This window comes from Mycobacterium sp. KBS0706, assembly GCF_005938675.2.
Lineage (GTDB): Bacteria > Pseudomonadota > Alphaproteobacteria > DSM-16000 > Inquilinaceae > Inquilinus.
This window is the reverse complement of the sequence record NZ_VCCH02000393.1, coordinates 1-331: the sequence shown is the minus strand read 5'-3', so window position 1 is coordinate 331 and position 331 is coordinate 1. Positions and strand designations below refer to the sequence as shown.

Here is a 331-nt window from a genome sequence, read left to right as displayed (position 1 = left end):
CGCGAAGAAGCGGCAGAACAAGGTCACCGACTATCGCCGCATGCTGCAGGCCTGGCGGGACGCCGGGGTCATCACCTTCTGCGGCTACATTCTGGGATTTCCAGGCGACCGGGTCGAGTCGATCGAGCGCGACATCGGCATCATCCAGCGCGAGCTGCCGGTCGACATCCTTGAATTCTTCGTTCTGACGCCGCTGCCGGGATCGGAGGACCACAAGACCCTGCATGCGAAGGGCATCTGGATGGATCCGGATATGAACCGATATGACACCGAGCACGTCACCACCGGCCATCCTTTGATGACGCCGGGGGAATGGCAGGAGATCTACCGG

The 331-nt window shown here is 61.6% G+C and carries 1 protein-coding gene; it reads left to right on the top strand.

Going from position 1 to position 331, the window contains the following annotated elements:
* The coding region (locus tag FFK22_RS42425) for a hypothetical protein (protein ID WP_221939333.1) at positions 1-331 on the top strand (331 nt) is incomplete at both ends.